Source organism: Lysinibacillus sp. G4S2 (assembly GCF_030348505.1).
Taxonomy (GTDB): Bacteria; Bacillota; Bacilli; order Bacillales_A; family Planococcaceae; genus Lysinibacillus.
The window spans coordinates 3,753,243-3,765,408 of sequence record NZ_JAUCFJ010000002.1 but is presented as its reverse complement, the minus strand read 5'-3'; the positions used below and the strand labels follow the sequence as shown (position 1 = coordinate 3,765,408).

Annotated in this window: 15 protein-coding genes; 13 read left to right on the top strand and 2 right to left on the bottom strand. The window is 37.7% G+C overall.

What is annotated here, in order from left to right:
• The first annotated feature begins 117 nt into the window (after positions 1-117).
• The 12 genes from QUF91_RS19240 (at position 118) to mtnN (ending at position 9,451) form a co-directional block, all read left to right on the top strand.
• A complete protein-coding gene (locus QUF91_RS19240) occupies positions 118-384 on the top strand; it encodes an IreB family regulatory phosphoprotein (protein ID WP_004226839.1) in 267 nt (88 codons plus the stop codon).
• Between the two features lie 2 nt (positions 385-386).
• The gene (gene ruvX, locus QUF91_RS19235; RefSeq protein WP_197145001.1) at positions 387-803 is read left to right on the top strand and encodes a Holliday junction resolvase RuvX; all 417 of its coding nucleotides are present in this window, start codon (positions 387-389) and stop codon (positions 801-803) included.
• Positions 804-822: 19 nt separating this feature from the next.
• Complete coding sequence (locus QUF91_RS19230; RefSeq protein WP_049667728.1) at positions 823-1,131, top strand: DUF1292 domain-containing protein; 309 nt, start codon at positions 823-825, stop codon at positions 1,129-1,131.
• 98 nt (positions 1,132-1,229) lie between these two features.
• Positions 1,230-1,757, top strand: coding sequence for a DUF1292 domain-containing protein (locus QUF91_RS19225; protein WP_289419069.1), 528 nt, complete (start codon positions 1,230-1,232; stop codon positions 1,755-1,757).
• Between the two features lie 225 nt (positions 1,758-1,982).
• Positions 1,983-3,110: an endolytic transglycosylase MltG gene (gene mltG, locus QUF91_RS19220; protein ID WP_289419068.1), complete on the top strand. Its 1,128-nt coding sequence runs from the start codon at positions 1,983-1,985 to the stop codon at positions 3,108-3,110.
• Positions 3,111-3,422: 312 nt separating this feature from the next.
• Entirely contained in the window at positions 3,423-4,055 is a 633-nt protein-coding gene (locus QUF91_RS19215) for an O-methyltransferase (RefSeq protein WP_285395137.1), read from the top strand.
• A 5-nt stretch (positions 4,056-4,060) separates the two neighbouring features.
• Positions 4,061-4,993, top strand: coding sequence for a peptidase U32 family protein (locus QUF91_RS19210; protein WP_285395136.1), 933 nt, complete (start codon positions 4,061-4,063; stop codon positions 4,991-4,993).
• 14 nt (positions 4,994-5,007) lie between these two features.
• Positions 5,008-6,288 carry a peptidase U32 family protein gene (locus QUF91_RS19205; RefSeq protein ID WP_285395135.1) on the top strand — a complete coding sequence of 427 codons (1,281 nt, stop codon included), beginning with the start codon at positions 5,008-5,010 and terminating at the stop codon, positions 6,286-6,288.
• On the top strand, positions 6,288-6,926 hold the full coding sequence (udk, locus tag QUF91_RS19200) for a uridine kinase (RefSeq protein WP_285395134.1): 639 nt from the start codon (positions 6,288-6,290) through the stop codon (positions 6,924-6,926). The genes QUF91_RS19205 and udk overlap by 1 nt, the downstream gene beginning before the upstream one ends.
• A gap of 186 nt (positions 6,927-7,112) precedes the next feature.
• Positions 7,113-7,601: a transcription elongation factor GreA gene (gene greA / locus QUF91_RS19195; RefSeq protein ID WP_068983694.1), complete on the top strand. Its 489-nt coding sequence runs from the start codon at positions 7,113-7,115 to the stop codon at positions 7,599-7,601.
• 191 nt (positions 7,602-7,792) lie between these two features.
• Entirely contained in the window at positions 7,793-8,437 is a 645-nt protein-coding gene (locus tag QUF91_RS19190) for a YrrS family protein (RefSeq protein WP_289419067.1), read from the top strand.
• A gap of 321 nt (positions 8,438-8,758) precedes the next feature.
• A complete protein-coding gene (gene mtnN, locus QUF91_RS19185) occupies positions 8,759-9,451 on the top strand; it encodes a 5'-methylthioadenosine/S-adenosylhomocysteine nucleosidase (RefSeq protein WP_285395131.1) in 693 nt (230 codons plus the stop codon).
• Between the two features lie 494 nt (positions 9,452-9,945).
• On the opposite strand, the gene sigK is transcribed toward mtnN, so the two are convergent.
• Both sigK and pssA read right to left on the bottom strand, forming a co-directional pair.
• A complete protein-coding gene (gene sigK / locus QUF91_RS19180) occupies positions 9,946-10,653 on the bottom strand; it encodes an RNA polymerase sporulation sigma factor SigK (RefSeq protein WP_285395130.1) in 708 nt (235 codons plus the stop codon).
• An 87-nt stretch (positions 10,654-10,740) separates the two neighbouring features.
• Positions 10,741-11,241: a CDP-diacylglycerol--serine O-phosphatidyltransferase gene (gene pssA / locus QUF91_RS19175; RefSeq protein ID WP_285395129.1), complete on the bottom strand. Its 501-nt coding sequence runs from the start codon at positions 11,239-11,241 to the stop codon at positions 10,741-10,743.
• A 136-nt stretch (positions 11,242-11,377) separates the two neighbouring features.
• Here pssA and QUF91_RS19170 point away from each other — a divergent pair, with 136 nt between their 5' ends.
• Entirely contained in the window at positions 11,378-12,160 is a 783-nt protein-coding gene (locus tag QUF91_RS19170; protein ID WP_285395128.1) for a phosphatidylserine decarboxylase, read from the top strand.
• Positions 12,161-12,166: the final 6 nt, after the last annotated feature.

The following is a 12,166-nucleotide window of genomic DNA, read 5'->3' as shown; positions in this document are numbered from 1 at the left end:
CCAGACGCAATTATGCCGAGGTATAATTGATAATACGCCAAAACATGTTATAATAAAGAGAAATTGGAGATGAGCTTTTTTGCACATCTCCTTATTTCTGAAAGCGAGGTGCTGGTCATGAGTTCATTTGATCAAACGATGAAATTTAATTTTCCAGAAGAATCAATGGAACAGGAAGTCAAGCAGGTAATGTTGAAAGTACATTCTTCATTAGAGGAAAAGGGATATAACCCTATCAATCAGATTGTCGGTTATTTACTTTCTGGTGATCCGGCGTATATTCCTCGCCATCAGGATGCTCGTAATTTAATTCGCAAGCTTGAGCGTGACGAAATTCTAGAAGAGCTTGTTAAGTTTTATATTAAAAAGAATAACGAGGATTAGAAATGAGAATTATGGGATTAGACGTTGGGTCAAAAACCGTAGGCGTTGCTGTTAGTGATGCTCTAGGGTGGACGGCCCAAGGTATTGAAACCGTAAAAATTGATGAAGCTAACGGCGAGTTCGGCATTGAGCGTATAGCCGAGCTAGTGAAGGAGTATGCTATAACAGAATTTGTTGTAGGATACCCGAAAAACATGAATAATACGGTTGGACCGCGTGGGGAGGCTTCTGAAAACTATAAAAAGCTTTTAGAAGAAACATTTTCACTACCGGTCAAGCTTTGGGATGAACGTCTAACAACGATGGCTGCTGAGCGTATGCTAATCGAAGCGGACGTAAGTCGCAAAAAACGCAAGCAAGTCATAGATAAAATGGCTGCTGTGATGATTTTACAAGGCTACTTAGATAGCAAAAATTAATTTATGAGGTGACAAGCGCATGGCACAAGAGCATAACCACGAAGAAGAATTACATGTACAACACATTACAGTGATTGACGAGAACGGAAATGAACAACTTTGTGAAGTGATTCACGTACATGAATCAGCTGAATTCGGTAAATCATATGTATTTTACTCTATGGTAGGTGCAGAAGAAGATGAGGATGGCTCTGTAGAAATCTTCGTATCTTCATTTGTACCATCTGAAAATGGTGAAGATGGTGAGTTAACACCAATCGAAACTGAAGCAGAGTGGGATATGGTAGAAGACGTATTAAACGCTTTAGAGGATGAAAACGAAGAATAATCATCGTAATCTTTAAAAGTGTGGAACAAGGATGGCAATAAGCACTCCTTGTTCCTTTTTTACTTTTGAAAGAATAAAGCTAGCTTGGAGGAGATTAAATGAACGAAGAAACGCAAGAATTTCTTATAATTGGAGAGGATGGCAAGGAGCAAAAATGCCGTGTTGTCTTCACCTTTGATGCAGAAGAAAAATCATATGTATTATTTTCGTTAATTGACGAAAATGGTAATGAAATTCCTGGGGACATTTCTGCTATGACATTCGATTATGATGATAATAATGGGGAAATGACCAATTTACAGCCTGTTGAAACAGAGGCGGAGTGGGAGATGATTAATGAGGTAGTCCTAACACTTCTGAATGAATTTGAAGAGGGGCCGCAGCTAATTACTGTAACAGATGAGGATGGAACAGATCAGGTTTGTGAGGTCATTCATACATTTTCATCCGAACAGTTTGGTAAATCCTATGTACTTTATGTTCTAGCATCGGACGAGCCAATCGAGGAAAAAGATATTTTTGCTGCCCAATATATAGCTGGAAATGACGGGACGATAGAAGAATTATTACCAATTGAAACAGATGCCGAATGGGAATTTGTTGAAGATATATTAAATGATTTATAATAAAAACTCTGAGTGGTGTAAAGTGCTACTCAGAGTTTTTTTATTTTCATTCAGCCAAATGTTTGCTGTAGCGAAATCGCAACGGCAGTTTGTGGGCACAATTTAAAATCCGAACGAATTACGTCGAGGCGAAGTTGATATGTGCTATTTTTACTGAATTATCTATTTCTGTTTGTCGTGAAAGTTGATTTCTAGTATGATAATGAAGTGATAGGGGGGAAACCCGTGGATAACGGTTCAAAAAAACAAGAAATGTTTTCAAAAATGGAAAAAAGAAAATCCGAGGTAAAAGTTGTGAGAAAAATAGTGGCTATTGTTGCAATTTCTATTGTTCTACTATTAGGGATTGTCGGTTTATTTGGTTATACGTATGTGAAGAGTGCTTTAAAACCGGTGGATCCGGATGCAACTAAAACTATAGTAGTTGAAGTACCAATTGGCTCAACCTTAAGCTCTATTTCGACTTTACTAGAGGAAAAAGGAATTATTAAAGATGCGCGTGTTTTTAAATACTATGCTAAGTTTAAAAATGAATCCCAGTTCCAAGCCGGGAAATATGATTTAACGCAGGCCATGACATTAGATGAGCTAATAGAAAGTTTAAAATCCGGAAAGGTCTACCGTAAACCAGTCTTTACAATGACAATTCCAGAGGGTTTAACACTCGAACAAATTGGTAACATTGTAGAAAAGAAAACGCCGTACACTCAAAAGGAATTTATGGACTTAGTAACAAGCGATGCATTTGTTCAACAAATGAAGGCTAAATACCCTGATCTTGTGACAGATGCGGTTTTAGCTGATAATATTCGCTATGATTTAGAAGGCTATTTATTCCCTGCAACTTATTCTTACTTTGAAGAAAAACCTTCATTAGAATCAATTGTAGATGAAATGGTAGGGGCAATGGACAAAGTTGTGAAGACTTACAGCGATGTTTTAACTGAAAAGAAAATGTCAGTACATCAATTACTAACATTTGCTTCATTACTGGAAGAAGAAGCTACCGCCCAAACAGATCGAGAAACGATTGCGAGCGTATTCTATAACCGTATCGATCAGGGGATGCCACTACAAACAGATCCAACTGTTTTATATGCACTTGGTTCCCATAAAGATCGTGTACTATATGAAGATTTAGAGGTAAATAATGTCTATAATACTTATAAAAATAAAGGCTTACCACCAGGTCCTATTGCGGGCGCTGGGAAATCTTCAATTGAAGCAACGCTAAATCCAAGTAAAACAGATTACCTTTACTTCTTAGCGGATAAAGATGGTGTCAACCACTTCTCGAAAACATACGATGAACATTTACAAAAAGTAGAAAAATACTTGCGTAAGGCAGAGTAATTACCTTTAAATAGAAAACATAAATAGCAACAATGTGGATAGAAGGAAAGAAAAATAGCTTTCCTTCTATTTTCGTGCTATTATAAAATGTGATTTTTAATCAATCCGCATGGAATAAATTCAATCAGTTTGTTAATGTGGGATAATATACGTGGTAGCAATTGTTTTGAGCTGAAAAAAACAATTGCTCATTTTTGTATGACGAAGTACCAAGACATCGCGTTTGGTCTTTTTCTTTTTGTTGCTAAATGATGAAGCCTCCGGCGGACGCAATTATGCCGAGGCATAATTGATATGAGGGTGGACTTAAAAATGGAATTATCAGATGCATATATACAATCATTTATTCAACCACGTAATGATTTGCTTTTAGAAATGGAAGCATTTGCGGAGGAGAATCATGTACCAATTATGCAACTTGCTGGTATTGATGCATTAAATCAACTGCTACGTATTCAAAATCCGTCGAAAATTTTAGAGATTGGTACAGCAATTGGTTATTCTGCAATAAGAATGGCAGAGGCTTTACCGAATGTGCATATCGTTACAATCGAGCGAGATCTAGAGCGTGTTACGAGAGCGAAGGCCTATATTGAACGTTCTGCAGTATCAGATCGTATTACAGTCATTGAAGGAGACGCCTTAGAGGTGGACGATGAGGCCATTCATACAACATTCGATGCGGTGTTTATCGATGCTGCAAAGGGACAATATCAACGCTTTTTTGAAAAGTATGCGCCTCTTGTAAAATCTGGCGGAGTTCTGTATATCGATAATATGTATATGCATGGCTTATCAGATTTGGATTTAAAAGAAGTACCGCGTCGCAAGCGCACAATGATTCGCAATTTAAAAAACTTCACTGAATGGATTATGCAGCATCCTGATTATACCAGTGCATTTTTACCGGTAGGTGATGGTTTATTACTATGTTTGAAGAGGTGACTATTATGAAAAAACCTGAATTGCTTGTTACACCGCAATCAGTGGACCATGTAAAAGCACTTTTAAAGGCTGGAGCAGATGCTTTTGTCATTGGTGAACAACAATTTGGTCTTCGCCTAGCAGGGGAATTTTCTGTTTGTGAAGTGGAAGAAGCAACAAAGCTGATTCATGCAGCGGGTAAAAAAGTTTATGTTGCGGTAAATGCGTTATTCCATAATGAAAAAATGGATGCGCTTGCCGAGTATTTAAAAGAAATGCAACGTATTGGCGTTGATCGTTTAATTTACGGTGATCCAGCAGTAATAATTATCCGTCGTGAGCAAGGTGTAACAATACCGTTACACTGGAATCCAGAAACGACTGCAACGAACTGGTTTACGGCAAATTATTGGGGGAAACGCGGAGCAACTCGCGCAGTGCTTTCACGTGAGCTTTCTTTAGATGAAGTGCTAGAAATCAAAGAAAATGCAGAAGTTGAGATTGAGGTTCAAGTACATGGAATGACATGTATGTTCCAATCAAAACGTCCATTACTAGGCCATTATTTCTTATATCGGGATAAAGTAATGGAAATTGAAAATCGTAAGGAAAATCGTCATATGTTCCTTCATGATGATGAACGTAATAATAAATATCCAATTTACGAGGACGCTAACGGTACGCATATTTTCAGTCCAAACGATATGTGCATTATTGATGAGCTTGGCGAGTTATTCGAAGGTAGCATTGATGCATTGAAAATTGAGGGTGTTCTTCAAACACCAGAGTATGTGGTCACAGTAACGGCAGCTTATCGTCAAGCAATTGACACATATTTTGACGAATCAGAAGATGCGTATGAAGATATTAAAGATGATTTATTAGCAAAAATTGAAGACATTCAGCCTGCCATCAGACCTCTTGATACTGGCTTTATCTTCAAGGAAACAGTTTACTAGGAGGTGGCAAGAACATGGCATTAGCATTAGAACAAAATGACAAAATCCGTGAGATTATCGACGGTAAACGTGTCATTACAAAAAAACCAGAGCTACTTGCCCCTGCAGGTAGTTTAGAAAAATTAAAAGTTGCAGTTCATTATGGTGCAGATGCTGTATTTATCGGTGGACAAGAGTTCGGTCTACGTTCAAACGCAGATAACTTCTCGATTGAGGAAATGCGCGAAGGTGTTGAATTCGCCAATAAATACAGTGCTAAAATCTATGTTACGACAAATATTTTCGCTCACAATGAAAATATGGACGGCTTAGAGCAATATTTAAAAGATATTGAATCTGCGGGTGTTACAGGCATTATTGTAGCGGATCCTCTTATCATCGAAACATGTCGTACAGCTGCACCGAAGCTTGAAATTCACCTTTCTACACAGCAATCTTTATCAAACTGGAAGGCAGTGCAGTATTGGAAAGAAGAAGGCTTACATCGTGTAGTATTAGCCCGTGAAGTAGGCGGCGAAGAAATGAAGCTGATGAAGGAAAAAGTCGACATTGAAATCGAAGCATTCGTTCATGGAGCAATGTGTATCGCTTATTCTGGTCGCTGTGTTCTTTCGAATCATATGACTGCTCGTGACTCTAACCGTGGTGGTTGCTGTCAATCTTGTCGCTGGGACTATGATTTATATGAGCTAGAAGATGGCGAAGAAAAGGCGCTTTTCGATGATAATCACGCACCTTTTGCGATGAGTCCAAAAGACTTAAAGCTAATTGAAGCAATTCCACATATGATTGAACTTGGAATTGATTCATTGAAGGTAGAAGGTCGTATGAAATCAATTCACTATGTTGCGACAGTTGTTTCAGTGTACCGCAAAGTGATTGATGCTTATTGTGCTGACCCTGACAATTTCAAGATTAAACGTGAATGGCTTGAGGAATTAGATAAATGTGCTAACCGTGATACTGCGGAAGCATTCTTCCACGATGCCCCTGGTCACGAAGAGCAAATGTTTGGTATACATGGCCGTAAAACGACTTATGAGTTTGCTGGTTTAATTTTAGAGCATGACCCAGAAACGAAAATGGTTACAATGCAACAACGTAACTATTTTAAACCTGGTGATGAGGTAGAATTTTTTGGACCAGAAATCGAAAACTTCCGTTTTACAATGGGTGAAATTTGGGATGAGGATGGAAATAGCTTAGATGCTGCTCGTCATCCACTACAAATTGTAAAATTTAAATGCGATATACCATTAAAACCGCATAACATGATGCGAAAGGAGAATAATTAATGGCAGTGAAGCGTCCAGTCGTCATCGGAATCGCTGGTGGCTCATGCTCAGGAAAAACGAGTGTGACCCGTGCTATTTATGATGTTTTCCGCGATCATTCAGTAGTTGTAATTGAACAAGATTTTTATTATAAAGATCAAAGTCATTTAACGTTTGAGGAGCGTCTAGGTACAAACTATGACCATCCTTTAGCGTTTGATAATGATTTGTTAATTGAACACATAAAAAAATTATTGGTTCGTCAACCAATTGAAAAGCCTGTATATGATTATGTAGAGCATACAAGAGCAAAAGAAGTTGTTCATGTTGAACCTGTAGATGTTATTATATTAGAAGGTATTTTAGTGTTAGAGGATGCGGATTTACGTGATCTAATGGACATTAAATTATTTGTAGATACAGATTCAGATCTACGTATTATTCGTCGTATAATGCGCGATATAAAAGAGCGTGGGCGTACAACAGATTCTGTAATCGAACAATATTTAACGGCAGTGCGTCCAATGCATAATTTATTTATTGAGCCTACGAAACGTTATGCTGATATTATTATTCCCGAGGGCGGGGATAATGAAGTTGCGATTGATTTGATGGTCACTAAAATTAAAACTATTCTTGAAACTGACAACGTATTGTAATAAGATAGAGTGGTATTGACAATATTTTCATGCGAATCATTGCATATTTCTGAAAAGCATGCATACTATTAGGTCAAAGAGCATTTTGAAACCGATTAAAAACAATAAAATTCGATTAAATGCATCACACATGGCATTTGGTCGAGTTTTATGTTTTTGTATTGATGAAATAAGGAGTGAAGGACTTTGGCAAACGAAAAACAATACCCAATGACAGCTGAAGGTAAAAGAAAATTAGAAGAAGAATTAGTAAAATTAGAAACAGAAACACGTAAAGAAATTGTGGAACGTATTAAAATCGCTCGCGACTTCGGAGATCTTTCTGAAAACGCTGAGTATGATTCAGCTAAAGAAGAACAAGCCTTTTTAGAAGGTCGTATTTCCACGTTAAAATCAATGATTCGTAACGCAGTAATTATTTCTGAGGATGAAACAGACAACAGTGTTGTATCACTAGGGAAAACGGTTACATTCGTAGAAATTATTAATGGCAAACCATCAACGGATGAGGAATCGTATACGATTGTTGGTTCGGCTGAGGCAGATCCAATGGAATTCCGCATTTCTAATGAATCACCAATTGCTAAAGGCTTGCTAGGTCGTGCTGAAGGCGAAGAGGTTGTCGTACAAACACCTGGTGGCGAAATGAAAGTTAAAATTATTTCAATCAAATAATTTTGTACAAGCAGTTAGCTTATCTTTTTAAGGAGAGCTAGCTGCTTTTATCTTGATTCAATCAACGGACAAAATCTATTAGAAAATAAGCCGAAAAAGCTTTATTTTTGTTATGATTAAAAACATGGGCACAATTATTTTGCAAGTGCTGTTGAACTTGATAGAATATTTGCTAGAGAGGGGGAAACTTCATGAGTGAACGACAAACTAGAAGCAGTCGTCATTTGCAGCCATCTCGTAATAAAAAGCTAGATAAACTTTTGAATGTTTTAATTGGTATTGTCGTGATATTAATTATTATAACAGCAACATATGTGTTTAAATGGCAGGATGATGTCGCGAAAGACGAGCCAAGACAAGAGCAGAAGAAAGATAACGAGGATGTGAAGGAAGAGCCTTCTAAAGAGCAAAGTAATGATGTTACAGCTAAAGAGGAAAAACCTGCAAAGGAAAAGCCTACAGAAGAAAAACAAACGTCTGAACAGGATGCTATTAATGAAACTACTTCAGACAACCCAATTGTTGACAAGGTCATAACAAATAAAAATTGGCAACCTACAGCTACAGCACAATCAGGTCAGCATGTGTCTTCTTACGATGATAAATCAATAGACTGGGCTGAAAAGGTAGCAACAGTTACAGCCGTTACAGGCATCGAAAAGGACAATATGATTATCTGGCGTATGGGGAATAACGGTAGCGCTAGTTCGGCTATTGCAACAGTGTCAACGAATGATAAGACAAAAATGTATCGCGTTAGCATGGAATGGGTCGACAATGAAGGTTGGTTACCAATAAAACTTGAGCAACTAAATACATTAAACGGTGCCTATTGACGAAAATAACTCTTTTGATTATTTTTAACTAGCGGGTGTCAAAACATCCTCTGAAATAGAGGAACTCTATCTAAGAACGCCACGTCCTGTGGCAATTTTTCTGTACGAAAGCGCACTTCACTTTTGCGCAAAAAACATTGTGTTGCTGTCGCTACGGTAGCACATTTGCCGCTGTCGCTACGCTTTCGCACAAAAAACATTTGCCGCTGACGCTACGCTTTCGCGCAGAAAGACATCTGTTGGCCTAAAGCCTCCTGACGCGGGTTATGGCGAGGCATAAATGATTAGAAGAGTTGAATAAAGAAGGGAAGTAACATAGACATGAAAATCGCAGTAATCGGCGCAATGGAAGAGGAAGTAGAGCTTTTACGAGCAGCATTAGACAATGCAAAAAGCACAACAATCGCAGGCAGTGAATATACAACTGGAACTTATGAAGGGAAAGAGGTAGTTTTATTAAAAAGTGGTATTGGTAAAGTGAATGCTGCAATGTCAACTACCATTCTATTACATGAATTTAAGCCTGATGTAGTCATTAATACGGGCTCTGCCGGAGGTTATGACGAAACACTTGAAGTAGGAGCAGTTGTTATTTCAGATGAAGTCCGTCATCATGATGTAGATGTAACGATTTTCGGTTATGAAATTGGTCAGATGGCTGGTATGCCAGCAGCTTACAAATCAGATGAAAGACTTATGAAAGTGGCTGAAGAGGCAGTAAAGGCAGTTGGAGAACACCAATATGGTATTGGTTTAATTTGCTCAGGAGATGCTTTTATGAATGATCCTGTTCGTGTAGAAGCTGTCCGTCAGCATTTCCCACAAATGAAGGCAGTTGAGATGGAAGCAGCAGCTGTTGCACAAGTTTGCTATCAATTTGGTACTCCGTTTGTTGTTATTCGTGCATTATCAGATATTGCTGGAAAAGAATCGAATATTAGCTTCGACGAGTTTTTACCAGTAGCTGCAAAGCATTCGACGCAAATTGTACTAAAAGCTATTGAAACGTTATAAAGTTAAACTTTAATCAGTGGGGGAGTTTTTTTATCCCCCGCTGATTATTAGTTTCACCAATCGCCCATTAATATAGGATTAAAGTACACAGAATGGTCAAAATGAGTGGTCTGTAGTGTGAGGAACATCACAGTTTAAAAGTCTTACTAATGCTAAACTGTTCTTACTTAAATCTCTTCATATTTGGATGGGAGGCATTCATGATGCTATTTTTAACAGCAGGTGTAGTCATTATAACGACGTTACTCGGTACACTTATTTCAGCAGAACTTTCAGAATCTGTAGAATTTCATTGAGGAAAAAGCTCTCTTGTGACATGTAAATGTCGCGAGGGAGCTTTTTTATAACTTCGTAGCGCCGTACCTAATAAAGATCTACGTTTTCTTTGGGCAAGAATTCATTATTAGGTTACTTTTGTAACAAAAAATACAAGATTAATTGCAGATAAATGGAATGGATTTATTGAAATTTTACAATTATCAATTTAAACTATATTACTCAATAGACTTTTGATCTCGTTTATATAATTGATAAAGTTTAATAAGCGCTCGCTTTTCAATGCGAGATACATAACTACGAGAAATATTTAAACGTGCAGCAATTTCTTTTTGCGTAAGGGCGTCATGTTGATTTAAACCATAGCGAAGGGTTACTATTTCGAGTTCACGATCATCAAGCATATGCAAATAATGATATAGTTGTGCAACGTGTTCTTTATGTTCAATTTTTTCTGTTGCGCTCTCTTCATCGCATTGTAAGAGATCCCGGATTTGCAGAGCATTACCATCTTTATCTGTACCGATTGGCTCGAATAAGGAAACATCTTTTTGCACTTTTTTCTGAGTACGCAGATGCATTAAAATTTCATTTTCGATACAGCGGGCAGCGTAAGTGGCAAGGCGTGTTTTTTTGTCAGGAGTGTAACTTTCTACGGCTTTCATAAGTCCTATAGTACCAATGGAAATATAATCGTCTAGTTGTTCATGTTTTGGGTGAAATTTTTTTACAACATGTGCAACGAGTCGCATATTGCGCTCAATTAAATCAAGACGCGCTTGCTCATCACCGCCTAAAAATCGTTCAATACAAGCAGCTTCCTCTTCTTTTGAAAAGGGTTTATGGAATGTTTGCCCCTTTAAATAACCAAGTAATGCCGGGATCTCAAGCCATAACTGCAACATAGATGTAAAAATTCCGCTCATTGAATGATTTCATCCTTTCCCCATTTTTCGACAGTATATGTAAAGAAACTGCGTTAAATGAAAAAAAGTGCAACAGCAAATGCGCTGTTACACTTTTTTTAACGTAAATGTACTAATCATTAGTAATGCTAGTATTGGAAATAGGAAAAGATAAAATGCTGGGTGGAACGTATTAGATGCAAAATACGTTAAAGTTAAGAGCGTACCTGCCGCTGTGATTGGTAACCCTGTGAAATAGCCGTTTGCTTCACTAATATTGAAGCGAGCTAATCTCATTGCACCACAGACGATATACAGTACTGTCATTGTCATGCCGACAAAACCAAAGTCAACTAAGACAACTTTGTACATTAATAATGCAGGTGCCACACCAAATGATATAATATCACTCATAGAGTCTAATTGTTTACCTAAATCAGACACTTGTCCGAGAGCTCTAGCTACCTTTCCATCATAGCGATCAAGAAGGGCTGCAATAAAGATAAACAAGACACTGTAGCTATAATATTCATGTAGTGTAGCCATTATGGCCGCGCCACCAAAGGACATATTGCTGATTGTAATAAAGTTTGCTGCTTGCGATTTCATTTTCTTAACCGTGGTATCCACCAACTTGTGATAAAAAAACAAGGGGGATCACTCCTTTGCACTTAAGATATTGTACCATTATACTTCGAATGCGAAAAAATTGACAGTCTAAATTAATCGATAGGGGTTTTGTTTTATGAAAGAAAAAATATATCAACGCTTGATTGAATTAACCAATGGCAAGCAGTCCTCCCATCTTTTGCAAACTATTGCAAAAGCAAAGTGGAGTAAACGTATTATCCCTAGTTATATGAAGGTATACGATATTAAGCTTGAAGAGGTTTCAAAAAACCGACAACAATTTTCAAGTTTACATGATTTTTTTACAAGAGAGCTATTAGAAGATGCACGTCCAATTGAACAAAATCCCACTACCTTTGTTAGTCCAGTGGATGCGAAAGTGGAATCATTTGGACGTATCGAATGGGATATGACGTTTCTTGTAAAGGGTAAGCCTTATGCATTACAAGATTTACTTGGCAATACAGAGCGTGCTGCGCAATATACAGATGGTCATTTTATCGTGTTTTACTTGAGTCCTGCAGATTATCACCGTATTCATAGCCCAATTGATGGGCAAGTACTAAGACAATATACGCTTGGTCAAAAATCCTATCCTGTTAATCAGCTCGGTCTTTCATACGGCAAAAAACCAATTTCACACAATTATCGTGCAGTAACGGAGCTGAAAGTGGCAAATGATCAACAGGTAGCGTTTATTAAAGTTGGGGCTACTTTTGTTAACTCAATCATACTCACTAATACCACAACACAATGGCGTAAGGGTGAAGAAGTTGGATATTTTTCATTCGGCTCAACAGTAGTCATGTTATTTGAAAAGGATGCAGTAGACTTTACGGATAATGTTGTGCAAGGAAGCCCAATTCGAATGGGTGAAGCCTTCGCAAATATGCTATAATGGTCG